Genomic DNA, 25,718 nt, shown 5'->3' with positions numbered 1-25,718 from the left:
CTGTGTTTGTACTCAGCACTAAAGCCGAAGCACTTTGCTATACGATCGACTTATTTATGATGCCGTGTCCCTACTCACAAGTCACAAGTCAAAACTTTGCAGCAAAGGTAAAAAGCAAAAGCGAAAAGAAAACTATCTTTCTTTTGCTTTTTTCCTTCTCACTTTTGCCGCTTATCGTTTGGCGGAACTATTAGCACGAGCTGCTGCTGCTTCATCTGGGTGAATTCCCAGCCGTGTAAGATTGATGCGTCCCTTGTTGTCAATTTCGCGTACTTTGACAATCACTTCATCGCCTACTGCCACTTCATCTTCCACTTTGCCGACTCGGTAATCCGCCAGTTGCGAAATGTGAATCATTCCTTCCTTACCGGGCAGAAATTCCACAAAAGCACCAATGGGGATAATCCTGGTGACGCGACCGGCATAAACATCTCCTTCGTTCAGCTTGCGCGTCATGTTGAAGATAATACTGCGGGCTCGTTCTGCCTTTTCTACATCTAGGGCAGAAATGGTGACTGTGCCATCATCTTCAAGGTCAATTTTGGCTCCAGTTTCCTCTGTAATACCCTTGATCGTCTTGCCACCAGGGCCGATAACAAGGCCAATGAGGTCTTGATCGATTTTGAGGGTGAGTAGGCGGGGGGCAAATGGGGACATTTCGCTGCGCGGTTTGTCGATCGCAATCAGCATTTTCTCCAAGATGTGTAGCCGCGCCGGACGCGCTTGATTGATGGCTTTGGCAATGGTGTCTAAAGACAAACCATTGATTTTCATGTCCATCTGCAATGCCGTAATGCCGGTATCCGTACCCGCTACCTTGAAGTCCATATCGCCCAGGAAGTCTTCAATACCCTGAATATCCGTGAGGATGCGGATTTCTTCGCCTTCCTTAATCAAGCCCATAGCGGCACCGCTGACGGGTTTGGAAATGGGAACGCCAGCATCCATCAACGCTAGGGTGGAACCGCAAACAGAACCCATTGAGGTGGAACCGTTGGAAGAAAGCACTTCCGAGACTACGCGGATGACGTAGGGGAATTGTTCTTTGGTAGGCAATACGGGGACTAGGGCTCGTTCTGCCAAGGCTCCGTGACCGATTTCCCGGCGTCCTGGGGCACGCATTGGTTTGGTTTCTCCCACTGAGTAGGGCGGGAAGTTGTAATGGTGCAGATAACGCTTGGCATCTTCTGGATGGAGATCGTCTCCCATTGCTTGGGCATCGCCGGGGGTTCCCAGGGTGACGGCGGACAAGACTTGGGTTTGTCCTCGGTTAAATAAACCGCAACCGTGGACTCGTCGGGGTAATAGTCCGACGCGACAAGAGACTGGTCGCACTTCGTCGAGTTTGCGACCATCGACGCGGACGCCATCTTCGACGATTTGGCGGCGCATCATCTGCTTGGTGATGTCTTTGAAAAGGTTGCCCAGCGCTTTGGTTTCAGCGGTTGTGATGATTCGGATGGGGTCTTCTTCTGGCAGTTCTGCGATCGCACTTTGCACAGATGCTTTAATCTGATCTAATGCCTCATCGCGAGCTGCTTTGCCCAGTTCAAACTGAGACAGAATGCTTTTGATCGGATTTGTGGCGCGATCGCGAATAAAATTCGCTAGTGTTGAATCTACTTCCGGTCGCGTCTCGTAAATCTGCTCAATGCCTAGTTCTTTGAGCAACTCTTGCTGAGCAGCAATTAGATCCCGCACCGCTTCATAGCCAAAGTCAATAGCTTCAATGATGTCTGCTTCTGGCAACTCGTTTGCCCCCGCTTCCACCATAATCACGCCTTCGGGAGAACCTGCTACGATCAAATCCAAATCCCCGGCATCCATCTCCGCGTATGTGGGGTTAATAATAAAGTCATCCCCAACCAATCCTACCCGCACCGCCGCCATCGGCCCATTGAACGGGATCTTGGCTAACAGCACCGCTACGGAAGCGCCAGTCACAGCCAGCACATCGGGCGGTACTAGCTCATCCATTGATAGCGTTGTGGCGACAATTTGAATGTCATCTCGCAGCCAACTGGGAAACAAGGGACGCAGCGGTCTGTCAATCAGACGGCTCGTGAGAACCACTTTTTCTGGCGGACGGCCTTCCCGGCGCAAGAAACCGCCCGGAATCCTACCGGCGGCATACATTCTTTCTTCGTAATCCACCAACAAAGGTAGAAAATCGATGTTCTCTCTGGCACTAGAGCGGGTCGCCGTCACTAATACGGTCGTCTCTCCCGATTGAATCAACAGGGAACCACCCGCCTGTTGAGCAAGGAGGCCAACCTTCAGTCGAATATCCCTTCCATCAAAGGATATAGATTTGTCTATCTCTACCATTCGGTCCTTTTGTATTACACTTCTTTATCTGTGGCAATCCTAGCACTGATCTAGGGGCTAGGGCCGCTACGCGGAAGTCAAAAGTCAAAAGTCAAAAGTCAAAAGTCCGGCTCTTCGGTACTTACTATGCTATTTGAGCAGAGGGGAGGGGGTAAGAGGGGAGGGGGTAAGAGGGGCAGATTTTAGATTTAAAATTGAAATTTAATTCTAATGTCGATCGCAAACTATCGATGATTAATGACTGAAAACCAAAAATGTCTGTCTTGAGCAACTGACTTTCAGTCGTGGGGATAATCCAAAATCCTTTCATCCAAAATCGAATGAGTGATACTGTTTACGCAAAAGTTTGAGAAGTTTCTAAATGGCAATTTTACACGGTAGTTGGTTAGTTCAATCTCAGGGTGGTTATCTATTCATTTGGGGAGAAACTTGGCGCAGAATTACTACTGGGTCTTCTTCTCAATCTGGAACTGTGCCGCCTCATCCATTGGCGATGAATCCAGCGGATACGATCGCCTACTTGAAATCTTTACCTCATCTGAGCCAGGTTTTGCCTGATGATGTTTTTCTTCTACCAGATGAAGCATCTTCTTCTTCAGGTAAAACTGTTACCAAGCAAAGTCGGAAAACAAAGGTTGCTAGCAGCGATCGTTCTCTATCTTCGAGGCGATGGCAATTACAAACTTTGGCATTACCAAGTCATATCGATCCAGAAAATAACGAGCCAATTTCTCCCTGGCATTCGGGAACGGCACTTTCTGAAAGTACAGATGAGGATATTTCGCTTTTGGAATATCTGTATCCTTGGCAAGTTGAGGGAATTTGTCTGAATTCTCTGGAAGCGATCGCATTTTTGACTGCTTTACCTCTTGGCTCAGTTAACGGATCTGACTCGTTTTTGGGCAGAGATTTACGTTTTTGGTCGCATATAGCGCGGTGGAGTATTGATTTACTAGCGCGGTGTAAATTTTTACCAACACTTAAGCAAACTGAAGATGGGAATGCGATCGCTTCCTGGCAACCAGTTATTGATAGCGCCGCCGATCGAGATCGCCTGCAAAAATTCGCCCAGCAGATGCCCGCTGCTTGCCGCACTTATCAGGGACTGGGAGAGAAATTTTCAGATCCCAGTATCGATTTGCCGCTAGAACCAAAAAAACTGTTGCTGCAATTCTTAAGTAACACAATAGATGCCCAAGTGCGAAATGTTGCAAGTACACAGTCTCCACCAACTACAGAATCGGTTGTGGGAGAGTGGCTCAAAGGGTTGGGAAACCAGTCTGGTATGATAACGGCAGAAGCCCAGGCAGCGGAACGTTTGCAAGCAACCCTCAATAGCTGGATTGCACCATTAAAACCATTCTTGACTGGTCAAAGTTTGTTTTGCACCTGCTTTAAAGTTCATCCTCCAAAACAAGGCGAAACAGATTGGACGTTAGAATATTGTTTGCAAGCCGTAGATGACCCAGAATTTTTGGTAGATGCGGCAACTATCTGGAATAATGCAGTTGAGCGTCTGGTTTTCCAAGGCAGAAATATCAAATTACCCCAAGAAACTTTACTCAGAGGTTTGGGGTTAGCAGCTCGACTAATGCCTGCGATCGAACCCAGTTTGGAAACTCCATCTCCCCAGTTTTGTCGCCTCAATCCGTTGCAAGCATACGAATTTATCAAAACGGGTTCTTGGCGCTTCCAAGATAGCGGATTAGGGGTAATTTTGCCGCCCAGTTTAGCAAATCGCGACGGTTGGGCAAGTCGTTTAGGTTTGAGTATAAAAGCAGATACTCCCCAAATCAAAAAGAATGAGCGTTTGGGTTTGCAGAGTCTACTGAACTTTAAATGGGAATTATCTATTGGCGGACAAAAACTATCGAAGAAGGAATTCGATCGCTTGGTAGCGCTTAAGACGCCACTGGCGGAAATCAACGGGGAGTGGGTAGAATTGCGATCGCAAGATATCAAAGCAGCACAAGCATTTTTTGTCAGTCGCAAAGACGAGGTATCCCTCTCCCTAGAAGATGCGCTGCGCCTTGGTAGTGGCGATACTCAAACAATTGAAAAACTGCCAGTTGTCAGCTTTGAGGCATCGGGGGCGCTACAGGAGTTGATTACAACTCTAACTGGCAATAAGAAGGTAGAAGCGATCGAAGTTCCTGCCACTTTCCAAGGTCAATTGCGTCCATATCAAGCATTAGGTGCTGGGTGGCTAGCTTTTTTAGAGCGTTGGAGCTTAGGTGCTTGTCTCGCGGACGATATGGGATTGGGAAAATGCTTGAGTCCAGATTCTCTCATTTTTGTTAATGGAATGCTGCGAAAAGCAGAAGAAATTTGGGAAGCTTATTCTGAGGATGCAAAGTTCGACGGCGAGGGATTTTGGGCTACTCCGGCTGAGTCATTGCTTGTGAATGCGATCGACGACAATACAGGTAAAATTGTGCTGGCTCCCATCCGACGGCTTTACCGACAGCAAGTGCAGGAGAAATTGCGGAAAGTAACGCTAAAAGATGGCAGCGCGATCGCTATTACCCGTCGTCACAAATTACTGACCGATCGAGGTTGGACAAATAACCTCTTAGTAGGAGATTATATCTGCGTACCGGGCGAGTTGGTTTGGGAAGGAAAAGCAGAAGATGCAGATATAGTTAAGTTTCTAGCTTGGCAAATCGGCGAAGGTTATGAGTTAGAAAATCGGGGAACAGTCACGATATCGCAAAAAGATATTGGGCGTTTAGAAGAATTACTCCAAATATTCAATCGCATCGGTAAGCGCTATAACCTCAAAATCAATCGTCCTGACATACGTATTTTTCCCGGAAAAGTTCCTGTCCTTCAGATAAACAGTCAGGCGTATCGACGATTTCTAGAAAGTAAGGGGTATCAATGGGGCAAGCGATCGCGTGACAAATCAATTCCCCCCTTCATCATGCAGGCAGATTTGAATAGCGTGCGTATTTTCCTGCGAAATTATTTCGATGCTGAATCCGCCGTAGTTTCCAGTATGCGGAGTATCGAAATTGCTACAGCATCACCCCTATTAATCCAGCAACTTTCTACCCTACTCCGGCGCTTTGGTATTTGGTTAAGAATAGCTGCCAAACAAAAACGCGCTACTAATGGCACGGGAATTTTTCGTACTTATTACATTGGCACGCTGGGAGGAAATAGCGCCCGCAGGTTTTTGCAAGAAATAGAATTTAGCAATCCAGACAAACAGCGAAAATTGGCAGATATTTGTCAACGGGTAAGCAACACTAATGTAGAAGGAATTCCAGCTTCAAACATAATGGCTCAGATAGTTGAGTCAACAAAGCTCCCTATACGGCATTTTGGGATACCTAACAATGTCTACATCAACGGATCGCAGCAATTTTCGCACACCAGCTTGTCACGAGTTGTCGCTGGATTCGATCGCATCCTGAGTGGGGAAGCAGAGCAAAATTATCGGCAGCTAAAACCTTCCAAATGGACGACTCAGACCCTGGAAGCTTACGCACAGTTAGATCCACAACTGTTGAATCTAACTAGAGAACACTTGCAATCTCTTCTCGATCGAGAAGTTTTTTATTGCCAAATCGAGTCAATTGAAGATATCGATTATAATGGGTGGGTGTACGATTTTGAGGTAAGCGAACATCACAATTTCGTTGCTAACAACATTCTTTGCCATAACACCATTCAAACTATTGCTTTTCTACTGCATCTCAAAGAAGAAGATGCACTGGAAAAACCAACACTGCTAGTCTGTCCAACATCAGTTTTAGGTAACTGGGAAAGAGAAGTTAAAAAATTCGGCCCGACTTTAAAAGTTTTGGTGCATCACGGTGATAAACGCGCTAAAGGAAAAGTCTTTGCTAAAGCGATCGAAGATAAGGATTTGATTATCACCAGTTATGCACTAGCTTTTCGAGATGCCAAAGATTTGCAAAGCATTTCTTGGCAGGGTGTAGTGCTAGATGAAGCCCAAAACATCAAAAATCCCGAAACAAAGCAGTCCCAAGCTTTGCGGCAATTGTCAAGTACATTTCGCATTGCGCTGACAGGAACGCCAGTGGAAAATAGGCTGCAAGAACTGTGGTCAATTTTAGATTTTCTCAATCCAGGTTATTTGGGACAGCGTAATTTCTTCCAGCGCCGATTTGGAATTCCCATTGAAAAGTATGGCGATACAAATTCTTTAAAGACATTGCGATCGCTCGTCCAACCCTTTATCCTTCGTCGCCTCAAAAGTGACCGCGAAATCATTCAAGATTTGCCAGAAAAACAAGAAATGACCGTCTTTTGCGGTCTGGCTGAGGAACAAGCAACGCTTTATCAAAAATTGGTCGAAGAATCTCTAGCACAAATTGAAGAATCTGATGGTATTCAACGACGAGGAATGATTTTAGCGCTGTTAGTAAAATTGAAACAAATCTGCAATCATCCAGCACAATTTCTAAAGGAAGCAACAGTAGGCGATCGACATCGTTCTGGAAAGCTTCAGCGTCTGGAGGAAATGTTGGAAGAATTAATTTTGGAAGGCGATTCCCTACGCAACGGCTTTGCCGAACGCGCTTTAATTTTCACTCAATTTGCCGAATGGGGAAAACTGCTCAAACCGCATTTGGAAAAGCAACTTGGCCGAGAAATCCTGTTTTTATATGGCAGCACTACCAAAAACCAAAGAGAAGAAATGATAGACAGATTCCAAAACGATCCGCAAGGGCCAAGAATCATGATTCTTTCCCTCAAAGCTGGTGGTGTTGGCCTTAACTTGACGCGGGCAAATCATGTTTTTCACTTCGACAGATGGTGGAATCCCGCCGTAGAAAATCAGGCAACAGACCGGGTATTTCGCATCGGTCAAACTCGCAATGTTCAAGTGCATAAATTTGTCTGTAATGGCACTTTGGAAGAAAAAATCCACGATTTGATTGAAAGTAAAAAAGCACTAGCCGAACAAGTTGTAGGTGCTGGCGAACATTGGCTGACCGAATTGGATACCAATCAATTGCGTAACTTACTATTGCTCGATCGCAGTGCTGTGATTGACGAGGAGGCAGAATGACAAATAGCTATACTGAAATCAGTCGCGAATGGTGGGTAGAACGCTGGCTGGAACTCCTAGATTCCTACCGTTTCAAAAAGCGTTTGGAACGTGCGCGGGTCTATGCAAGGCAGGGAAACGTCCTCAGCATTGAGTTTCAAACTCAAAAGGTATTTGCCAGAGTTCAGGGAACAGAAATAGAACCTTATCAAGTTTCTATATGGCTGGAATCCTTCACCGATGAAGAATGGCAATATGTAATTGAAACAATGTCCCAAAAAGCGATATTTTCTGCTAAACTATTAGCAGGAGAAATGCCAAGCAATATTGAGCAAGTCTTCACTGGAAATGGTTTGAGTTTGTTTCCATTCAGACTGGATGATGTTCGCAGTCAGTGCAGTTGTCCCGATCAAGCTAATCCCTGCAAACATATTGGAGCGGTATATTATTTGTTAGCCGATCGCTTCGGCGAAGACCCCTTTGTATTATTTCAGCTCCGTGGTCGCACTAAGGAACAAATTATCGAAGCACTCCGACAGATGCGAAGTCGAGGCTCTATTGATCGGGGGAACAAGGGAGAAACTCCTATTTACCAACCCCAATATTCTCTAAAAATTGATAGATTTTGGCAATATGATGAGCCTTTAGAATCTGCCCTAGTTGTGATTGTACCGCCGCCGAGTAACGAGACTGTTTTAGATGTTTTGGGAAATATCCCCTTAGCAAATGATGCGACGAAAAATCCCGAATCTAATCCGGCTTCAACTAAGGCTGTGATGCAGTATTTGGATAGTGTTTACAAGGCGGTGAGTCAGCAGGCAATTATTTCGGCAATGAAGGTAGGAGAATGACTAGAAACTTTCACGATCAATTTGCCAAACACTATCTCAGCGAACTATTAGGGCCTCTGGGTGACGTAATAGTCAGTCGAGAAGTAACTGCTGAAGTTCGTCAAATAGATGTTTGGTTTTCACCAGGCACAGCACCGAAAACAAACTTGGAATTTTTGGGTTTGATTGCTAAAATGGCTTCAACTGCCTGTCTGATCGAGCCTTTCCGCAATCCGCCAAACTGGTCGGAAGTGCGTCGATGCCTGATTAAATTATTTGCCATGCAAGGCGATTTCCAGCGTGAAGCAAGGCGGGAAGAAAGATCCGTAACAGAAGATGAACTGCCTCGTTTGTGGATTTTATCTCCTTCCTGTTCTGAAAATGTACTGGATGCCTTTGGTGCCAAAGTTGACCCTGAAGGAAATTGGCCTAGTGGGGTTTATTTTCTACCAGCGGGATTGCGATCGGCCCTGGTAGCAATTAACCAAATTCCGGCGACAGAAGAAACTCTGTGGTTGCGGCTTTTGGGACGTAAAACGGTTCAGCAACAGGCGGTGAATGAGGTGAATGCACTGCCGGAAAACCACCCGTTCAAGAGAAACATCTTAGAGGTTGTGGCTAACTGGCGGATCAGCCTAGAAATAAGTCAAAATTTAAATGAAGAAGAGGAGGAATTACTTATGAACTTTTCATCAGCTTATGTACGTTGGCGGGAAGATACTTTACGAGAAGGCAGACAGGAAGGCAGACAGGAAGGCAGACAAGAAGAACGGCAGCAGATGGTTGAAAACCTTCTGAGGGTTAGATTTGATTCTCTTGATGAGCAACTTTCCCGAACAATAACGCCTTTGTTACAGTTGTCGCCAGAGGAGTTGACTCGACTGCTGCTGACACTTTCTCGTCAGGAAATAGTGGCTAGGTTTGGTGGGGAATCTAGTAGTTGAGAGGACGGGGGAGCGATCGTGCTTTTTTGAATAACTACCAAATAAACCAGGGTTCTTAAAGAAACCCGGTTTCCAGACATAGCAGGATCGACGCGATCGCTCTTTTTCAAACTCAGCTATTGAGAATATTGCCCTGACGGTGGGACACTCAGAGTGCGATCGCGAATCCAAATATTTTTCGCATAGGTTCTATACCAGTTACCCACTCCATCGCACAGATGGCGATCGCTCAAATCCACCTTTGCATTCGTTCGCAGATAATCCCGCACCCAATCGCAACCATATCCCAGTGGGTCAAGATTGAAAATATCCTCCACATCCCACAAAATCACCGTCTTATCCTGACCCGCCGAAGCGATCGTCTTCCCATCAGGACTAAAGACAACTCCGAAAACGCCATTGCTATGTTCCTTTAAAGTACGAAGCTCTCTACCATCACTCTGCCAAAGTTTCACCTTGCCGTCTAAATCTGCCGAGGCAATTATCTGACCGTCAGGACTGAAAGCAACTCCCCAAACCCCAGCGCTATGGCCTCTAAAAGTATAAAGCTCTATGCCATCCGTGTGCCAAAGTTTGACCGTGCCGTCTAAACCAGCTGAGGCAATTATCTTTCCGTTAGGACTGAATGCCACTCCTCCTACTTCGTTACCATGTCCGCTTAAGCTATGTAGAAGCCTGTAGTGCAGTTTCCCATCGGTTAAAGCTGTAGTATCTTGTCCCCAAAGCTTGACCGTACCATCCAAGCTTGTCGAAGCTAGAGTCTGTCCATCGGGACTGAACGCGACTCCGTAAACTTCATCTTTATGTCCTTGAAGGGTGGCAAGTTCAGTGCCGTCAATCTTCCAGATTTTGACAGTTTTATCCCCACTCGCCGAGGCTATAGTCTGACCGTCCGGGCTAAAATTAACACTGAAGACGCGATCGCTATGACCTCGGAAAGTCTTGAGCAGGCTACCATCAAATCCCCAGAGTTTAACAGTGTTGTCATAACCGCCCGTAGCAATTATCTCTCCATCAGGGCTGAAATCAACTCCGAAAACTTTATCGTTATGCCTTTGGAAAGTTCTTAGCAGACTACCATCTCGCCGCCAGAGTTTGATGAATTTGTCCCCACTAACTGTGGCAATTGTCTTTCCATCAGGACTAAATTTCACTGCGTAAACCGGATCTGTATGCCCCTTGAGAGTCTTGTACAAAGCGCTGTCAATCTTCCAAAGTCTGATCGGCCCATTCCAACTGGCTGAGGCGACCAAATTCCCGTCAGGGCTAAAAGCAACTCCGTGGACTATATCTCCAGTCCCTTCCAGGGTCTTGTACAAAGTACCGTCAATCTTCCAGATTTTGATGGTTCTGTCTCCACTGGCAGAAGCAACGAGTTTACCGTTCGGGCTAATTGCCACTTGATAAACCGCATCTTTATGACCTTGGAGGGTATTTAGCAGACTACCGTCAATCTTCCAGAGTTTGATCGTCTTGTCCCAACTTGCCGAGGCAAATATCTTTCCGTCAGCAGAGAAAGTAACTCCGTAAACTCGATCCCTATGTCCTCGCACAGTCTTTAGCAGTCTACCGTCAATTCTCCAGAGTTTGATCGTCTTGTCTTGACTCGCCGACGCAATCAGCTGACCGTCAGGGCTGAAAGCGATCGCATAAACTTCTCCCTGATGCCCTTGGAGCGTTCTCAACAACCTGCCATCTCGCTGCCAGAGTTTGACGGTTTTGTCTCCACTCGCAGAGGCAATCAGCTGACCGTCAGGGCTGAAAGCAACTTCCCAAACTGTAGCGCCATGACCTCTTAAAGTTGTAGGAACCAAGCATTTGGGCGATAGATTTGTGTCTTTACCAGAGGTTGTCACGCCAAATGTTTCCCCTCTACAGATGTTCCAGAGTTTGACAGTTTTGTCCCTAGAACTTGAGGCAATTAGCTCACCATCAGGGCTGAACGCCACTCCCCAAACAGTACCGCTATGACCTTTCAGGGTTCTCAGCGCGGTACCATCTCGTTTCCAAAGTTTGACGGTGTTATCCCCAGCGCTGGAGGCAATTAGCTGGCCATCGGGACTGAAAACTGCTTTAGTAACCTCATTGTTCTGCCCTGACAACTGATTGTACTCAACGGCTCCATAAACTGCCTGCTGTAGAACCTCCTCAACCTGATGCTCAATCTCTGCGTTTACCCCACCGAGTTTTTGCAGCTGTCGTTTTGCTCTGATTGCTTCTACTAGCGCGTCTAACCCTTGATTCGAGACAAAAAGAATTTGAGAAGATTTAGCGAGCGCTTCGATCTCGCTTTTTGTGGCTTGACGGTACTGAGAATAAGTCGCTATCCCCAACAGACAGGCAAGCAGCAATGCCATCGTGATTACAATAAGTAATAACTTTTGTCGGAAGGCGCTTTCTTTCTCTTGTGCTAATCTCTTTTGTTCCTCTGCCAGTCTTTTTTGTTCTTCTGCCAGTCTGGCTTCAACTTCTTTAGCTCGTTCTGCCTCTAACCGCATTTCAACTTCGCCTCTGTCTAATTCCACAGAGGCAGCTAAGAATTGATAATCCAAATCGCTCAAGCTTTTACCCAGCGTCCAGATTTGGGCTTCTTTAAGAGCTTGTCCCCGCAACAGTCGCGAACCATCCTGTTGTTTGGAAGCCATCCAAGCGTCATAAGCCTGGGAGTAAGGACGCAAACAATTGAGTTGTTTTTCGACCCATTCCAGATTAAAAACTTCTTGATAAATCGGGTTTCTTACTTTCAGAAAAGATTGTCGTTTCACCAATAAACCTGACAGCAGGAGTTCTACTTGTTCTCGACTGTCATCTGTTGGTATTTCCACACCTTGTAAGATTTGCTGATATATGCCCAGCAATCTGCCAGCGCGTTGTTCGTTTCTGAGGATGCGATCGCGTATTGTCCTTAAATGCTCTGGCTCATCTTGGGATTCCCACTTGTCGATAATGCGCGATCGCACCACCGATTCCACCCAAAATCCCTCCATCCCTGTGGGAATATTCAAAACATCCTTGAGCGGTTCGCAACTACCTCTAAGCAACTTACATAACTTTTGCGTTAAAAATGGCTGTCCTCCTGTCCACTCCAATACCTCTTTTAATACTGTCTGGGTATTTTCAATATAAGTTTCTAATCCTTTAGCTAATGGCGCGGCTTCTTCAATGGCAAATCCATTCAGATCGATCGCTTTGCCAATATTAAACGGCGTGCGACTTTTATCTGCTATTAAATCGGAAGGTGTCGCCACCCCAAATATCACCCATGTAATCCGGTTGTATTCCGGCGCGATCGCTCTTTGGTTATAGCAGAATCTGAGCAGTGCAAAAAAGTCATCTACTGGAAAATCTAAGCCCAGAATACTATCTATTTCATCAACAAATATAAAAATTCTTTCTGTAGGAAATTGCACCAGCAGCACTTCGGAAATAAACCGGCTCAATCTCTGGAGATAAGAAAGTTCTTCTTGCTCTCGCCACCAGGCTTTAAAATTTATTTTTTTAACGAGATTGAACCCCGACCATAAGTCAGCAACTACTCCCTTATACCATTGCAGTGGGGTAATATTTTCGCTGCCGATCCCAGTCATGTCGATCGCGGTGCAGCGGAATCCTTCTTGTTGGAGGCGATGCTTGATTCTCACCAGTAACGAGGATTTTCCCATTTGCCGCGAGTTGAGGACGTAGCAAAACTCTCCATTTTTTAAGGCTTCATAAAGTTCGCAATCAGCTTGCCGCTCCACATAGCTAGGAGCATCTTTTTTCAAACTACCACCAATCTGGTATTCGTAACTGTTCATGGTTTATGTTTTATGGTTAGTGACGGTTGGCGGAGGTAGTGGGGTATTTTGAAAGATCACAACTAAGGGCGTCTCGCCTGTCACATCTTCCCCAAAGCTAACACTGCATTCTGACCCCCAAATCCAAAACTCAAACAAAGTACATTGCGAATTTCACCCCGACGCGCTTCCGTCACCAAATCCAACTCAAATTCTGATTCTTTTAAGCCAAGACAAGGCGGTAAAATCTGATACTTCAATGCCATTAGACAGAAAGCCGCTCCCAACGCTCCCGATGCTCCCAGCGTATGACCTGTCGCTCCTTTGGTGGAACTAACTGGAACACTTTGGGGAAACAAATACTGAATTACCTGCGCCTCATTTTGGTCATTTAGCCGAGTCGCCGTACCATGAGCTTGAATGTAATCAATATCACTGGTAGAAAGATGGCTGCGTTCTAAACATTGTTTGATAGATGCGATCGCACTCTTCCCTCCCAATTCCGGTGAGTTAGCATAATGTGCATCATTTGTCAATCCAAAACCTAAAACTTCTCCATAAACCCTAGCCCCTCGACGCCTAGCTGACTGGGCCGACTCCAGCACCAACACCGCCGCACCTTCTCCCAACACCAAACCTTCCCGATATCGATCGAATGGATAAGCCCCAGTTCGCGCCAAAGCACCCATCTGCTTAAACCCCGCCAAAGTCAGCGGTGTAATCGGTGCTTCCACCGCACCAGCAATAACCATCTCACATTGACCAGTTTGGATTAACTCAAAACCTTGCGCTAGAGCCCAAATCCCACTAGCACAAGCCGCCATCGGTGCCAACACCGGCCCAGTTGCACCAATTTGACGAGCAGCTGCGATCGCGCCTATATGTGGCAACATCCCCAACCAACCCTCTATTCCCCCCTCCCCGTTGACGGGGAGGGGGTTAGGGGGTGGGGTAAACCGCGCCAACTTCTCCCACAAAGCCTGCTGAGAGCGACTAGATCCTATAACCACCCCACAATCTAGCAAAGGTACTTCTAAACCTGCATCTTCCAAAGCCGAAACAACAACCAGCCGAGTTAGCGTTACTAACTCGGCTGGCTTATTTCCAATCAGCGCCAAAGGAAGTGGTTTTAATTCAGGAAAAGGTTGATGCAGCAGAATACCAGAACGACTGGCAATTAGATGTTGCCAGCTAGTTTCCAGTGTACCCAAAGATGAAATTAAACCAATGCCAGTAACAAAAATCTTCACGTCGATCGGTCATTAGTCATTCGTTATTAAACCAACCAATGACTAATGACTAATAACTAATGACTATTTCTTCAGATTTTCAGCGCCTTCAGTTACCTTAGCCGATTCTATGCGATCGCCCTGCTGAATCTTATCGACCACATCCATACCTTGGGTCACGTACCCAAACACAGCATAGCTACCATCCAAAAAAGCGAGATCCGCCAAAGCAAAGTAGAACTGCGAAGAAGCAGAATCTGGAGACTGGGATCTCGCCATCGCCACAGCACCGCGCTTATGCTGCAAAAGTGGCGGCTGAGTAATAGTCTTGCTGTAAACCGGACTTTCTGCCCCTTTGGGCTTAATTTCCAGCGGAATGCGGCGCTCTTGACCTGTTGCTGGCTCGACAAAACCGCCAGTTCCCAGCTGACCCCGGAAGTTAGGGTCTTTACCTTGCGGGTCGCCACCTTGAGCTACAAACGGTTGCGGTTCCCGGACTACCCGGTGAAACACCAAACCATCGTAGACGCCACGCCCGACGAGATCCACGAAATTACCGGCGGTGATGGGAGCATTCGTTCCATCGACTTCGATCGTAATGGGTGAACCTTTCACCACCATGACGACAGTAGCCTTTCCTTCCAAACGAGGTAAGTTAGCCATTTGAGGATTGCTTGCTTGAGTAATAGGAGCAGAAGTTTCAGTTCCTGAAGGATTTTGCGATGCTTGCGAAGCATCTTGTGGCGGTGTGCATCCCCCCAGCAGCAATGCACCCACGATGATAATTGACACCAACAAGTGTCCGAGCTTCATTTGCATTTCCAGTGAGAGCCAACATAAAAAAGGTCAACGCAGCCGATCATAAACCTTCTAGAGGCACTCCCAAGAACCGGGCTAGCTGAGCCGCCTGATTTTCCAGTTCAGACAAAGACATTGGTTCTCCGACTCGCGTCAGGGGAATATCTCTGCGACCTTTAATTCGCAGATATAGAGCGCGGCGGGGATTGAGACCTTCCCTGATCTCAACGCGGATCGCCTGTACATCCTCAGTGCGGCTGCTAATCTCAATCCGGCGATTTTTGCCGGGAAACCCCCACCGGAAAATCTTAACGAAGCCTGTTTCTTGATTAAATTCGTTGTAACCGCCCCCAAAATCCAAAAAGATGGACAACCAGAGATAAAGTGCCAAAAGCGTCCCAGCTGTCCCATAAAAGGCCATTGCCAGCCCTTGGGGGACGAATATCAGCCCAGTGGCATCACTAAAAGGCAACAGATTTTTATGCAGGTAACTGGAAATACCCGCCAATAAAAAGCCGATGCCTCCTATGGAGACGATCGTTGCCCACCAGTAATTACTGAAACGACGAGATCCTAAAATCTGCTGGCGGAGTACGCGATCGCTTGTGGAGATTGTTTGTGTCGTCATAGAGATAATATTCTCACTTCCTTCTAATTAACTTAAGGATTGGTAATTGGTCATTGGCTAGAGGTAATTATGCCTATCTCCTCTGCTCACCTGCTTCTTGCCATTATTGCCCCATAACCTATTGTCTATTAATAGAATCTAGAGGGTTTACTAATTTTGGCTACAAATTAATATATAGTTATGTTAACTTACTTAGAAACCTCCCAGATTTAATAAAGCAAGAGGGTTTGCATAAATGACTATTGCTGTCGGACGTGCTGGAGCCTCAAGAGGATGGTTTGACGTCCTCGACGACTGGCTAAAGCGCGATCGCTTCGTATTCGTCGGCTGGTCCGGCATCCTCCTATTCCCCTGCGCCTACCTAGCGCTAGGCGGATGGCTGACCGGCACCACCTTCGTCACCTCCTGGTACACCCACGGACTAGCCTCATCATACCTAGAAGGCTGCAACTTCCTCACCGCCGCCGTATCCTCACCAGCAGACAGCATGGGACACTCCCTCCTGTTCCTGTGGGGACCTGAAGCAGGATGGAACTTCACCCGTTGGTGCCAAATCGGCGGCTTGTGGGCATTTGTCGCCCTGCACGGAGCCTTCGCCCTGATCGGCTTCATGCTGCGCCAATTTGAAATCGCTCGCCTAGTAGGCATTCGTCCCTACAACGCGATCGCATTTTCCGCACCCATCTCCGTCTTCGTTTCCGTCTTCCTGATGTACCCCTTGGGACAATCGAGCTGGTTCTTCGGCCCCAGCTTCGGAGTAGCGGGAATCTTCCGCTTCATCCTCTTCCTGCAAGGATTCCACAACTGGACCCTCAACCCCTTCCACATGATGGGCGTAGCGGGCGTACTGGGCGGAGCCTTACTTTGCGCCATCCACGGTGCTACAGTTGAGAACACCCTCTTTGAAGACGGCGAAGGAGCCAATACCTTCCGCGCCTTCAACCCCACCCAAGCAGAAGAAACCTACAGTATGGTGACCGCCAACCGCTTCTGGTCGCAAATCTTCGGAATTGCCTTCTCCAACAAGCGCTGGTTGCACTTCTTCATGCTGTTTGTACCAGTCACCGGCTTGTGGATGAGTTCCATTGGCATTGTCGGTTTAGCACTCAACCTGCGGGCTTACGACTTCGTATCCCAAGAGTTAAGAGCGGCTGAAGACCCCGAATTTGAAACCTTTTACACCAAGAACATTTTGCTGAATGAGGGCATCCGTGCTTGGATGTCACCTCAAGATCAGCCTCACGAAAAATTTGTATTCCCTGAGGAGGTTCTACCGCGTGGTAACGCTCTCTAATAGTTCTATGGTTGCAGGTAATCGCGACCAAGAATCTTCTGGATTTGCCTGGTGGGCTGGAAATGCCCGTCTCATCAACCTCTCCGGTAAACTCCTGGGCGCGCACGTTGCCCACGCCGGTCTGATCGTATTCTGGGCCGGAGCGATGACTTTGTTTGAAGTCGCTCACTTTACCCCAGACAAGCCCATATATGAACAGGGCGCGATTCTGATCCCTCACCTGGCCTCACTAGGCTGGGGTGTTGGCCCAGGCGGTGAAATCATCGACACTTATCCCTACTTCGTTGTCGGCGTTCTGCACCTGATTTCCTCTGCTGTTCTCGGTCTCGGCGGCATCTATCATGCCGTTCGCGGCCCAGATACCCTCGAAGAGTACTCCTCCTTCTTTGGGTACGACTGGAAAGACAAGAACAAAATGACCACCATTCTGGGCTTCCACCTGATTATGTTGGGATGCGGAGCCTTGCTGCTGGTGGCGAAGGCAGTCTTCTTCGGTGGACTGTACGACACTTGGGCACCTGGTGGTGGTGATGTTCGTGTCATCACTAACCCAACACTGAACCCCTCTGTCATCTTCGGTTATCTCACTAGGTCTCCTTTCGGTGGAGAGGGCTGGATTGTCAGCGTCAACAACTTGGAAGATGTTGTCGGCGGTCACATCTGGATTGGCCTCACTTGTATTGCTGGTGGTATTTGGCACATCCTCACCAAGCCATTCGGTTGGGCTCGTCGCGCCTTCATCTGGTCTGGAGAAGCTTATCTCTCCTACAGCTTGGGCGCTCTGTCCCTAATGGGCTTTATTGCCTCTTGCTATGTCTGGTTTAACAACACCGTTTATCCCAGCGAATTCTACGGCCCTACCAACGCTGAATCTTCCCAAGCTCAAGCTTTCACCTTCCTGGTGCGCGACCAACGCTTGGGTGCTAACGTCGGTTCTGCACAAGGCCCCACAGGTCTGGGTAAATACCTGATGCGCTCTCCCACTGGCGAAATCATCTTCGGTGGCGAAACAATGCGCTTCTGGGATTTCCGTGGCCCCTGGCTCGAACCCCTGCGCGGTCCCAATGGCCTCGACCTCGACAAGATCAAGTATGATGTTCAACCTTGGCAAGTCCGTCGTGCGGCTGAGTACATGACGCACGCTCCCAACGGTTCGCTCAACTCTGTGGGTGGTCTGATCACGGAAACTAATGGCTTTAACTACATTAATCCACGTGCTTGGTTATCAACCTCTCACTTGGTGCTAGGCTTCTTCTTCCTCGTTGGTCACCTTTGGCACGCGGGTCGCGCTCGTGCGGCTGCTGCTGGCTTTGAAAAAGGTATTGACCGCGAAACTGAGCCAGTGCTGTTCATGAAGGATCTCGACTAAACTGCCAGTTTAGTTTCTATTTCTCTCTTCTTTCATAGTGATATGGCTCCTGCTTAAAGGCAGGAGTTTTTTTTGTATAGCAATCGCCCGTGTTAGGACAACTCCAACTCTTATAGCAAAGTGCTGAGTGCTGAGTGCTGAGTAAAAACACAGTCCCAGCCTTGCTTTGAGCGTTTAATACTGTCCTAACCGATGTGACGGTGGCTATACCTCTGGTTCTCCCATCCTTTACCTCTGCTCCTTCCATCCCTTACTCCGTAACCCTCTTACCTCTTATCTCTTCCCTCTTCCCTCTTACCTCTTCCCTCTTCCCTAGTCCCTAGTCTCTAGCCCCTAGTCCCTAGCTATACTTATGTCAACATACCGTTTTCCGCGATCGGCCCCGCTGTAATATATAAACTGTTCGCGGTCACATACCGAAACTTTTTTTACCCCAGTGCCCAAGACCCACTAATTGCTGAATGCTAATGTGCTATGCGAAATTCTGACTTTACAGGTACTTTGGAATGGACGCCTGAAGCTAAGGCGAAGCTGAAAAATATTCCTTTTTTTGCCCGCGCTCAAGCTCGACAGCGAATTGAGCAATTGACCCGTGAGGCAGAACAAGAAGTCGTGACCGTTGAGATTGTTGAACAGGCAAGATCTGAGTTTGGTCAGTAATTGCCTAATTGCTCAAAATACGCTTCGATTACCCCCTTTTTTTCATTGTTGTAGAGACGTTTTATGAAACGTCTTTACAACAATATCGGTGTTATAGACACAAAAATTCAACTCTATGAGAAATTCCGTTCCCTGTCCTAACTGCGAGTAGCATTCCAGTCGGCCTTGATGTTTTTCAACAATAATTTGATGGCTGATAGATAGCCCTAATCCCGTGCCTTTGCCTACAGGTTTAGTAGTAAAAAAAGGATCGAAAATACGTTGTTTAACTTCTTCTGAAATACCCGCACCATTGTCAGCAATACGAACAATTGCAGATTTTATATGAGATTTATCCAGATTATTTTTAACTTCAGTACAGATGCGAATCTGCGGTGTAAAGTTAGGATCTCTTTGCAGCCTTTCTTCTAAAGCATCAATGGCATTGCTTAGGAGATTCATAAAGACCTGATTTAGTTGACCGGGGTAACATTCAACTAGGGGCAATTTTCCATACTCTCTAATTACTTCGATCGCACAGCGCCTCGGCTGGGGTTTGAGGCGATGTTGCAAAATCATCAGGGTACTCTCAATGTCTTGGTTGAGGTTTGCTGGTTTCCTGTCAGCTTCGTCAAGATGGGAAAAATTACGCAGGGAAAGCACAATTTGTTTGATCCGCTCAGCACCAGTTTTCATTGATTCGAGTAATTTGATGAAGTCTTCTTTGATAAAATCAAATTCAACTGCTTCAATCTGCTCCTTAATTGCGGCTGGTGGTTCGGGGTAGTGTTGCTGATAGAGATCGATCGCATTCAACAGGTAATGGGAATATTCGATCGCTGGAGTAACGTTGCCGTAGATGAAGCTGACGGGATTGTTAATTTCGTGAGCGACTCCCGCGACCATTTGCCCTAACGATGCCATTTTTTCACTTTGAACGATCTGCGCTTGGGTACTTTTGAGTTGACGCAGGGTGACTTCAAGCTGTCGTGCTTTTTCCCGTTCTCTAGCTTCAGATAGGCGCAAAGCTGCTTCTGCTTGTTTGCGATCGCTTAGTTCGGTTTGCGCCTGTTCAAAGAGGGTGCATTGCTGAAGTGCGATCGCCAATTGCACGTTCAACTCTTTGAGGCACTCGATCTCAAATTCCTGCCACTCGCGACTACTGCTACAATGATGGGCAATGAGTAAACCCCAGAGGTTACATTGGTTTTTAGTTGTCCCCCCACATTTGGGATTTTGGGTGGCCTCTTCTGCTTGTAGAATTGGAATAACTAAGTTGGCTTTAACCTGCAACTGACGGAGTAGCTTGATGTGGCAAAGATTTAAACTGCTATTCTCCACATCCGAGATGGCCCCAATGCGACCCTCTTTGTAAAGGGGAACATATTTTTCCAGAAAACAGTTGTCTTGAATATCCATTTCCAGCGTAGGCATCCAATCTTTACCCACTGACTCAACTACCACAAATCCACTCCAGTCGGGGTTAAAGCGGTAAACTATTGTCCGGTCTGTTTGCAAAAATTGCCGCACTTCATCAACAGATGTTTGCAGAACTGACTCTAAATTCAGGGAAGAGCGAATGCGATCGAGCATCGTCCCCACCAACCGCTCTCGCTTTAATTGCTTGTGTAAAGCTTCTTGAGCTAGAATGCGATCGCGCGATTCCATCGCTAAAGCTACAATCTGTGCCAAATAGCTAGCGAAATTTTGTTCGTCCAGCGTCCAATTTCTCGGTGTCCCCTGATGTGACAAACAAATTACGCCCTCAACTCGTCCTTGATGGGTAATGGGAACGTCTAACATCGAGGATATACCCAAAGGAATCAAGTAAGATTCGCTAAACTCTTGAGTGCGCGGATCGGTATTGGCATCAACTGCTGCGATCGTCTGTTCTGCATTCAAAGCTTTGAAATAGTTAGGATAATCATCAACCCTCAGTTCTAAACCATCGCTGTGTTGGTTAGCCGTCAGTTTGTAGAGATTCCCACAGCACATTGCTGATTTATCTTCGTTGTAAAACCAAACGCTGACCCACTCGACATTCAGGGTACGGGTTGCTATTTCCGTAATCTCTCTCAACGCATCACCGATATTTCCCTGGTAGATCCGGTCACTTTTTGCTAGTTCTAGCTTGCTAGCTTGTTGTTTGCTCAAACGTATTTCTCGTTCTCGCAAAGCAGATTCAGCAGCAATTCTTTCCCTAATTTCTGCTTCTAAGCAAGCGTTGATTTTTGTCAACTCTGTGGTGCGCTCTTGCACTTTAATTTCCAAGTCTTCATAGGCGCACCGCAGCTCTAATTCTACATTTTCGCGTTCGCTGATTTCCCGCTGTAACTTGTGATTAATTACCTCTAATTCTTGGGGAGTTTTTAAAGATAAAAACTTTGGCAGCAAGGTTACCATTTGTCCAGCTGTATAGCAGGAAATGAGGGCAGTAATTGCTTTCTCAATCCCCGACAGCCAATAGGCGGAATGCCACAGCGTCCAAATTTCTAGCAAGTGTCCCATCCCACAGAAAATAATGAACGCTCCAAATAAAGCAAATATTCCTAAAAAAGGAACATCGCGCCGCTTGAAAACAAAATAAATCAGCATCGCCGGAATCGAAAAGTAAGCTACCGCAATCAGCAAGTCACTAACTACGTGCAGCCACACTAGAGGCGTTTGCCACAGGTAACAGTGACCGTGAGGCATATATTGACTCGGTGAGAATACATTTTTTACAATTTGCCACATATTATTTTTCTAAACTTCTGCCTTTACAGCAGAAAGGTATGAGTTTTGGTGATTGAAGTAGTTACTCCCGTAAAGCCAGACCATATTACTCGTTTTATAACACCCAAGTTTGCGTCTATACAATTTTTAAAACTTGATGATTATAGCGGAGGTTTATGTTATTATAATCAAATGATAAATTTAAACTTTAAGTATAACATTTGGACATTTCGCATTTCAACAAAATAATCTTCAATTATATTTGATTGTGGATGTTTTAAATTTTAACTTATATTTGATTGGGAAAAGTGGGTAATTTAAAGTTATAAATGTCAAAAAAAGTGGGCTCTACAAGCCTTTTTTACCCAACCATAAAAGGGAAAAGTGGGAAAAGTGGGATTGCTATATAGCAAAGTGCTTCTTGAGTGCTGAGTGCTTCGGCTTTAGTGGGGACAGGATGCCCATCCCACAAGAAGGTCAGAAAAAATGACTGTCAAATTAGATGCGTAGCAGGTACGTTGTTGCGCTAAAGCGCAACAACGTAGCCATTATCCATTCTGAACAAGAGCCAATGGAACTAGCTAGCAACTTGAGTTACATAATCTTGGGGCTCAAAGAAAGTAATGGATTAAAATGTATCATACTATACAATATAATTGGATTTTATAGCAACCGCCAGGGCGATTAAGCCAACTCCAACTGTTACATGAAGTCCATAATCCTTTACGGAGTAAGCTTTTCCGTCTTCCCTCTTCCCTAGCCCCTAGCCCCTAGCCCCTAGTCCCTAGCTATAGAAGCTCGTTAACCCTTGACGGCATAAAAATTTACTTTTCTTATTACAAATCATCCATATATCTGTGCTAGGTCAGGAAAGAGTTAAAAGTCAAGAAAGATTTTTTAGATTACTAAAATCTAAGGTAAAATTAAGTTTTACTTTCAATCTCTCCTCGTCAATATATAGATGTAAATGAATGTTGATGAAGCTCTAATAGTTGTAGAACAAGAATTTCTCTCTAGGGAACTCAGTCCTATTGAGCGATTAGTTTTCCGTGCATCGTGGATAGGGCAAACCTATACCGACATAGCGCAGGATTCAGCTTACGGCCTCGACTACATAAAGGAAATTGGCTCTAAGTTGTGGAACGACCTCTCAGATGCTTTAGGGCAAAGGGTGACCAAAAAAAATCTGCATCTAGTCTTAAAGCAATACGGGGAAAACTGGACAGCCAAATCCAACCGCACCGACTGGCAGGTGTCCCCAAGGGAGCAAATAGCCAGACAGGATTCCCTAAGTAGCTTTCCACAGGCGGAAATCGAATTTCCCGGTCGTCCAGTACCGTTAGATTCCCAACTTTATATCAATCGTCCACCGATCGAAGAACTAGCGTGCTATGAAATTCACAAACCAGGATGCGTACTCCGGATCAAAGCGCCCAGGAAGATGGGGAAAAGTTCACTGCTAAACAGGATTATTGCTCATGCCACTACAGAAGGATATAAAACTGTTGTCTTAGATTTTCAAGAAGCTGACACTGCCGTTTTTACCTCTATTAATAAATTCTTACGCTGGTTCTGTGCTAATGTCAGCAGGCAGTTGCAACTCACCCCCAAGTTGAATGATTACTGGGATGAGGACTTGGGCAGTAAAATGAGCTGCAAAATTTATTTTGAGGGCTATTTATTAAAATCTATCAATAGTGCTTTGGTTTTGGCCTTAAATGAAGTGAATCGGATTTTTGAGTATCCCGAAATTGCCCAAGACTTTCTGCCGATGCTGCGAGCTTGGCACGAACAGGCAGTACAGGTTGAGACTTGGCGAAAACTGCGGTTGGTGGTGGTTCACAGTACCGAAATTTACCTTCCGCTCAAGCTTACTCAATCGCCCTTCAATATTGGGTTACCGCTGAAAGTGCCAGAATTTAGTTTGGAGCAGGTGCAGCAGCTGGCAATGCGTTACGAACTTACTTGGGCAGAGGGTGAAGCGGGGATGCGACGCCTTGTTCCTTTGGTGGAAATGGTAGGGGGACACCCCTATTTGCTAAACATGGCATTCTATCAGTTGTCTGGCAAAGAGATGACATTAGAAGAGTTATTGCAAAAAGCTCAAGAACCAACCGGGATTTACAGCGCTCATTTGCGGAGTCTCTCAGTTATGCTTCAAGAAGAGCCAGATTTGGCAGCAGCATTTAAGCGAGTGATTAGCAGTGAGGGATCGGTTTTTGTAGGAGATGTCGCACTATATAAGTTAGAGAGTATGGGGCTAATACATCTTGATGGCGATCGAGCAAAGCCAAGTTGCCAATTATATCGTAGGTATTTTCGGGAGAATTTCAAAAACCCAAATTTGATTGATTTTCGCTTGGAAGAGTTAGAGCAAGAGAATGTCCAGTTACAGCGCTTGTCAAATTTAGATGAGTTGACTCAACTTGCCAATAGACGCTACTTTAACCAGTATCTGAAAACATTGTGGCAGCAGATTGAGGAGATTCTACCGCTATCGCTTATTTTGTGCGATGTTGACTATTTCAAGTTTTACAATGACACTTACGGACATCTAGCCGGAGATGAATGCCTACAGCAAATTGCCAATGCTATCAGTGTTTGCGTGACGCATCATGGGAATCTTGTGGCGCGTTATGGCGGTGAAGAGTTTGCGGTAATTTTGCCTCAAACAGATGCCCATACTGCTGTTAACATGGCAGAAGAAATTCGAGCGATCGTTAAAGCCTTAGAGATCGCCCATGACAATCCTGACGTTGACGGTCTTCCCGATCGGTTTGTCACAGTCAGTTTGGGAGTTGCCAGTATAAAGCCAGATTCTCAAAACTCTCCAGAAATGCTCATTGCTGGTGCTGATGAAGCACTTTATCAATCGAAAAGACAAGGGCGCGATCGCGTTACCCTTCATACATAAAATACTTGAACTCATTAGCATAATAATTCTAAAATATCGGGAACTATGAACACTTACCAATATCAAATCGGCGGCAGCTTGACAACAGATGCTCCTACTTATGTTGAACGTCAAGCTGATACACCATAATTACCGATTTGCAAATCATCGATGTCACGCTTGTTAAGGGAGGTTCTTCCTCCTGTTCCGGCAAGTTTTGTTACGTCCTCAACTCAACATCCCATCCAATGACAAGCTACCCTTAAAACCAGTCAACCAATAAGTTATCATTTCTTCCTTGCCTTTAACCGCGATCGAACTCCCAGGGCATCTTGCTGAGGACGCTCACGGGGCATACGGGTGTGGTGAGGAAAGCTGCCTTTAGTCCCAACTTGCCTAGAGAAACCGGGTTTCTTGAATAAACCCGGTTTCTGAGGTGTACTTCATCCAACTGCAAGCCGCTATAAATCACAGTTTTGCGTAATAATCAGAAACAGTGTGAGCATATATTTGCAAAAGTGAGATGCACCCAATCCTATGTTTCAAACCTTACCAAAAACAACAAGTTTTGAAGATTTTCTGGAATGGAAACCAGACGGCGGCTTCTATGAACTACACGATGGAGTAATTGTTGAAATGCAGCCAATAGGAGATCATGAAGAAATTAATGGGTTTTTAGGTGGTGAAATAACTGTAGAATTCAAACGATTAAAACTCCCTTACCTCATCCCCAAGCAAGCATTAATTAAGGTTCCCGAACGAGACTCTGCTTATTCGCCTGATGTGCTAGTTATCAATCAGAAAAATCTGTCATCAGAACCGATGTGGAAAAAGTCATCAACCCTTACTCAAGCCGCATCCGTTCCCCTAGTTATTGAAGTTGTCAGCACGAATTGGCAAGATGATTATGCCCACAAGCTGGTTGACTATGAAACTTTTGGCATTCCTGAATACTGGATTATTGACTATTTGGGTTTGGGTGGTAGAAGGTACATTGGCAATCCCAAACAGCCGACTATTTCCATCTATTACTTAGTAGAAGGTGAGTATCAAGTCAACCAGTACCGAGGTGCTGACTCGATCGTATCTCCGACATTTCCAGAATTAAATCTGACTGCCAAACAGATTTTTGAAGCTGGACGATCGCCAGAAGACGAACAGTTGTAATAAGTTGTAGTTTTGGTTTCGTTCCTCAACAAAAACTACACAAGTCATCTCTTGACAGTAGAATTAAAACAATTCAAACTCTCTT

The 25,718-nt window shown here is 46.1% G+C and carries 15 protein-coding genes; 8 read left to right on the top strand and 7 right to left on the bottom strand.

Annotated features, from left to right (window positions below):
• Positions 1-171 precede the first annotated feature (171 nt).
• Positions 172-2,328, bottom strand: coding sequence for a polyribonucleotide nucleotidyltransferase (locus LAY57_RS09385; RefSeq protein WP_249066150.1), 2,157 nt, complete (start codon positions 2,326-2,328; stop codon positions 172-174).
• Positions 2,329-2,689: 361 nt separating this feature from the next.
• Here LAY57_RS09385 and LAY57_RS36455 point away from each other — a divergent pair, with 361 nt between their 5' ends.
• Genes LAY57_RS36455 through LAY57_RS09370 form a run of 3 tightly spaced genes read left to right on the top strand, consistent with a single transcriptional unit; the run spans position 2,690 to position 9,125 of the window.
• Positions 2,690-7,372: a sll1366 family intein-prone helicase gene (locus tag LAY57_RS36455; RefSeq protein ID WP_249066149.1), complete on the top strand. Its 4,683-nt coding sequence runs from the start codon at positions 2,690-2,692 to the stop codon at positions 7,370-7,372.
• A complete protein-coding gene (locus tag LAY57_RS09375) occupies positions 7,369-8,202 on the top strand; it encodes an SWIM zinc finger family protein (RefSeq protein WP_249066148.1) in 834 nt (277 codons plus the stop codon). Before LAY57_RS36455 ends, LAY57_RS09375 begins: the two co-directional genes overlap by 4 nt.
• On the top strand, positions 8,199-9,125 hold the full coding sequence (locus LAY57_RS09370) for a hypothetical protein (RefSeq protein WP_249066146.1): 927 nt from the start codon (positions 8,199-8,201) through the stop codon (positions 9,123-9,125). Before LAY57_RS09375 ends, LAY57_RS09370 begins: the two co-directional genes overlap by 4 nt.
• 116 nt (positions 9,126-9,241) lie before the next feature.
• Here LAY57_RS09370 and LAY57_RS09365 read toward each other — a convergent pair whose 3' ends face one another.
• The 4 genes from LAY57_RS09365 to LAY57_RS09350 all read right to left on the bottom strand — a co-directional run bounded on the left by LAY57_RS09365 (position 9,242) and on the right by LAY57_RS09350 (position 15,556).
• Positions 9,242-12,922, bottom strand: a complete 3,681-nt coding sequence (locus LAY57_RS09365) for a WD40 domain-containing protein (RefSeq protein WP_249066143.1) — start codon at positions 12,920-12,922, stop codon at positions 9,242-9,244.
• 80 nt (positions 12,923-13,002) lie between these two features.
• Positions 13,003-14,157: a beta-ketoacyl-ACP synthase gene (locus LAY57_RS09360; RefSeq protein ID WP_249066164.1), complete on the bottom strand. Its 1,155-nt coding sequence runs from the start codon at positions 14,155-14,157 to the stop codon at positions 13,003-13,005.
• A gap of 57 nt (positions 14,158-14,214) precedes the next feature.
• The gene (locus LAY57_RS09355; RefSeq protein WP_249066142.1) at positions 14,215-14,949 is read right to left on the bottom strand and encodes a peptidylprolyl isomerase; all 735 of its coding nucleotides are present in this window, start codon (positions 14,947-14,949) and stop codon (positions 14,215-14,217) included.
• 40 nt (positions 14,950-14,989) lie between these two features.
• The gene (locus tag LAY57_RS09350; protein ID WP_249066141.1) at positions 14,990-15,556 is read right to left on the bottom strand and encodes a photosystem I assembly protein Ycf4; all 567 of its coding nucleotides are present in this window, start codon (positions 15,554-15,556) and stop codon (positions 14,990-14,992) included.
• A 235-nt stretch (positions 15,557-15,791) separates the two neighbouring features.
• On the opposite strand from LAY57_RS09350, the gene psbD reads away from it, so the two are divergent.
• From psbD to LAY57_RS09335, 3 genes are all read left to right on the top strand, one after another.
• Positions 15,792-16,850: a photosystem II reaction center subunit D2 gene (psbD, locus tag LAY57_RS09345; protein ID WP_249066140.1), complete on the top strand. Its 1,059-nt coding sequence runs from the start codon at positions 15,792-15,794 to the stop codon at positions 16,848-16,850.
• Positions 16,834-18,219 (top strand): photosystem II reaction center protein CP43, encoded by a 1,386-nt coding sequence (gene psbC / locus LAY57_RS09340; protein ID WP_249066139.1) that lies wholly within the window; start codon positions 16,834-16,836, stop codon positions 18,217-18,219. Before psbD ends, psbC begins: the two co-directional genes overlap by 17 nt.
• A 474-nt stretch (positions 18,220-18,693) precedes the next feature.
• Positions 18,694-18,879 carry a PCP reductase family protein gene (locus LAY57_RS09335; RefSeq protein ID WP_249066138.1) on the top strand — a complete coding sequence of 62 codons (186 nt, stop codon included), beginning with the start codon at positions 18,694-18,696 and terminating at the stop codon, positions 18,877-18,879.
• Between the two features lie 42 nt (positions 18,880-18,921).
• Here LAY57_RS09335 and LAY57_RS09330 read toward each other — a convergent pair whose 3' ends face one another.
• Positions 18,922-21,594, bottom strand: a complete 2,673-nt coding sequence (locus tag LAY57_RS09330; protein WP_249066137.1) for a GAF domain-containing protein — start codon at positions 21,592-21,594, stop codon at positions 18,922-18,924.
• A 946-nt stretch (positions 21,595-22,540) separates the two neighbouring features.
• Here LAY57_RS09330 and LAY57_RS09325 point away from each other — a divergent pair.
• On the top strand, positions 22,541-24,487 hold the full coding sequence (locus tag LAY57_RS09325) for an AAA-like domain-containing protein (RefSeq protein WP_249066136.1): 1,947 nt from the start codon (positions 22,541-22,543) through the stop codon (positions 24,485-24,487).
• Between the two features lie 283 nt (positions 24,488-24,770).
• On the opposite strand, the gene LAY57_RS09320 is transcribed toward LAY57_RS09325, so the two are convergent.
• Entirely contained in the window at positions 24,771-24,938 is a 168-nt protein-coding gene (locus LAY57_RS09320) for a hypothetical protein (protein ID WP_249066135.1), read from the bottom strand.
• A gap of 65 nt (positions 24,939-25,003) precedes the next feature.
• Between LAY57_RS09320 and LAY57_RS09315 the strand changes: the two genes are divergently transcribed.
• The gene (locus LAY57_RS09315) at positions 25,004-25,633 is read left to right on the top strand and encodes a Uma2 family endonuclease (protein ID WP_249066134.1); all 630 of its coding nucleotides are present in this window, start codon (positions 25,004-25,006) and stop codon (positions 25,631-25,633) included.
• Positions 25,634-25,718: the final 85 nt, after the last annotated feature.

Source organism: Argonema antarcticum A004/B2 (assembly GCF_023333585.1).
GTDB classification, from domain to species: domain Bacteria; phylum Cyanobacteriota; class Cyanobacteriia; order Cyanobacteriales; family Aerosakkonemataceae; genus Argonema; species Argonema antarcticum.
This window is presented reverse-complemented; position numbering and strand designations above follow the sequence as displayed.

What these genes read in the sequence shown, in the direction of transcription:
- LAY57_RS09350 (WP_249066141.1), bottom strand. Translation starts at nt 15,556, where the DNA reads ATGACGACACAAACAATCTCCACAAGCGATCGCGTACTCCGCCAGCAG.
- LAY57_RS36455 (WP_249066149.1), top strand. Translation starts at nt 2,690, where the DNA reads ATGGCAATTTTACACGGTAGTTGGTTAGTTCAATCTCAGGGTGGTTAT.
- LAY57_RS09325 (WP_249066136.1), top strand. Translation starts at nt 22,541, where the DNA reads ATGAATGTTGATGAAGCTCTAATAGTTGTAGAACAAGAATTTCTCTCT.
- LAY57_RS09375 (WP_249066148.1), top strand. Translation starts at nt 7,369, where the DNA reads ATGACAAATAGCTATACTGAAATCAGTCGCGAATGGTGGGTAGAACGC.
- psbD (WP_249066140.1), top strand. Translation starts at nt 15,792, where the DNA reads ATGACTATTGCTGTCGGACGTGCTGGAGCCTCAAGAGGATGGTTTGAC.
- LAY57_RS09370 (WP_249066146.1), top strand. Translation starts at nt 8,199, where the DNA reads ATGACTAGAAACTTTCACGATCAATTTGCCAAACACTATCTCAGCGAA.
- LAY57_RS09365 (WP_249066143.1), bottom strand. Translation starts at nt 12,922, where the DNA reads ATGAACAGTTACGAATACCAGATTGGTGGTAGTTTGAAAAAAGATGCT.
- LAY57_RS09385 (WP_249066150.1), bottom strand. Translation starts at nt 2,328, where the DNA reads ATGGTAGAGATAGACAAATCTATATCCTTTGATGGAAGGGATATTCGA.
- LAY57_RS09355 (WP_249066142.1), bottom strand. Translation starts at nt 14,949, where the DNA reads ATGCAAATGAAGCTCGGACACTTGTTGGTGTCAATTATCATCGTGGGT.
- LAY57_RS09330 (WP_249066137.1), bottom strand. Translation starts at nt 21,594, where the DNA reads ATGTGGCAAATTGTAAAAAATGTATTCTCACCGAGTCAATATATGCCT.
- LAY57_RS09315 (WP_249066134.1), top strand. Translation starts at nt 25,004, where the DNA reads ATGTTTCAAACCTTACCAAAAACAACAAGTTTTGAAGATTTTCTGGAA.
- LAY57_RS09335 (WP_249066138.1), top strand. Translation starts at nt 18,694, where the DNA reads ATGCGAAATTCTGACTTTACAGGTACTTTGGAATGGACGCCTGAAGCT.